2 protein-coding genes are annotated in these 1,704 nt (G+C 60.9%); both read right to left on the minus strand.

The annotated features are described in order from the left end of the window. Positions 1 to 193, minus strand: a 193-nt coding sequence (locus NKI72_RS34845; RefSeq protein WP_352852222.1) for a hypothetical protein, incomplete at its 3' end; no start/stop codon positions are given. Positions 194 to 1,341: 1,148 nt separating this feature from the next. Next, complete coding sequence (locus NKI72_RS34850) at positions 1,342 to 1,590, minus strand: MAPEG family protein (RefSeq protein ID WP_352852223.1); 249 nt, start codon at positions 1,588 to 1,590, stop codon at positions 1,342 to 1,344. Between the last annotated feature and the right edge of the window lie 114 nt (positions 1,591 to 1,704).

The following is a 1,704-nucleotide window of genomic DNA, read 5'->3' on the forward strand; positions in this document are numbered from 1 at the left end:
CACTTGGCCATGCCCCCGCCGGGAGCGCGGAAGATTTGCAGGCCCCGAAAGTGAGTTCGAAATGCCGGGCGCCGAGTGCGAGCCGGGAATGCCGGCACTCGCCTGAGATCGGCACGCGCAATACGTCGGCAGCGCTTTCGTCAGCAGCAATCGAGAGATGCGCGAGCACCTTCGGAAGTAGGTCCAGGAACATGCCGGCCCACCCAATGCCCAGAGCAAGATCCGCACCGAGCAACTGAGAGGAGGCTACATCAGAGCAATGAAGACCACCGGTGCGAAGATCAGGAAGATCGCCATTAGTATGGTCACGGTAATGGCAAGGCGCTCGGTTCGCCTGACGAGTGCAGAGACCTCCTCGTCGCCGAGAAATTTGTTGGGTCAGGAGTTTGATTGTCATTTGCGGGTCGGCTTGCGACCTCATCTACGTCCTGTCTGCTCTGGATAAGGTCACAGTTCTTTCCGCTTTGTTAAAGGCATCATATCGATCGAGGCATACAGTGGGCACCCGGCGGACCACCGATGAAGGGACATTGCTCGGCGGCCTACCCGCCTCGGATCATAGCCCCGTGGCGGAGCTAAGTACCTGCCGCTCCATCCGGCGGTACGCAAAGACGCACTGTTCAGCACGGTCGGGGCGCATGCCTGCACGAGCGGCGGCCGGTGAGGCTGGGATCCGATTAAGCTCCGGGGGAACTGAAGCGCTCGCGTCGCGCTGAAGATGGCCGGCACCCATCGGGAGCGGGGGAGGGCATGGGATAGGTGCCGGCCAGGCGGAATCAAGTCCGCCGCCGCGTCAGCGTAGCTGACCCATTCCTCGGTGTCATTGGCTGATTGCCGGGTCGGCGCCCTATCCGTCGCACGCACAGCCCGGTGCTTTGTGGTACTTTCTCTGCCTCGATATGCAGCTATCCCCGCACGCTTTGCCGGCGGAGCAGATTTTGCAGCATCCCTCAACGAGGATGGTCGACCAGGGTATGGACGTTTCGAAACGCCCCAGCCGAAGATTGTCCGCCGGGTGCCTCCGCCGAAGGTCGTCAAGCCCGTTCGCAAACAAAAAAGCGCGAAGAAAGTGATTATACCGGTTGAGGACGAGCCTGTTCCTGCGCCTGTCATTCCTTCTGGTGGCGGCGGCGGTGGAAGCGGGGGAGGCGGCTGGGGTTGATCAGGTCAGACGGAAGAAGGATTGCATGAGGCTATCCTCAAGGCCAAACGGGATGCTTCTTCAACAGCCTGCTAGAGGCCGAACGTCCCCTGCATGCTCAGGAGCTCTTATCGGGGTGGGGATGCTGCTTGGAGTGGAACGACTTCTTTCCCTGTGGCCTCCAAGGAGTGGCGCCAACGTCACTTGAGTGCTGCCCATCCAGTCACAAGAATAAGGACAAACGTGACCAGCGCGCCAGAGACGTACAAGATCGTTCTGACACTACCTCCCTTGGCGGCGTTTCCGCCGCGCAGGTAGACTCCCAGGTGGAGGAGGCGTATCGCGACGTGGGTCCAGACCAATATCGCCAAAGGGGCCGGTTCAACGCCAACCATCATGGCTAGCGCCGAGGCCACGACAAGGGGCGCCAGCGCCTCGACCGAGTTCATGTGAACGCGGTCGATCCTTTAGAGCCGGTTCTCGTCGTCTGCTGGGACTACCGGTCCTGCCAGCGCTCCTGCAAACCCTTGGACGAACCTGAGTAGACTGCCAATACGACCGAT

The sequence above is a fragment of the Mesorhizobium sp. M0437 genome (assembly GCF_040321335.1).
In the GTDB taxonomy this organism is placed as follows: Bacteria; Pseudomonadota; Alphaproteobacteria; order Rhizobiales; family Rhizobiaceae; genus Mesorhizobium.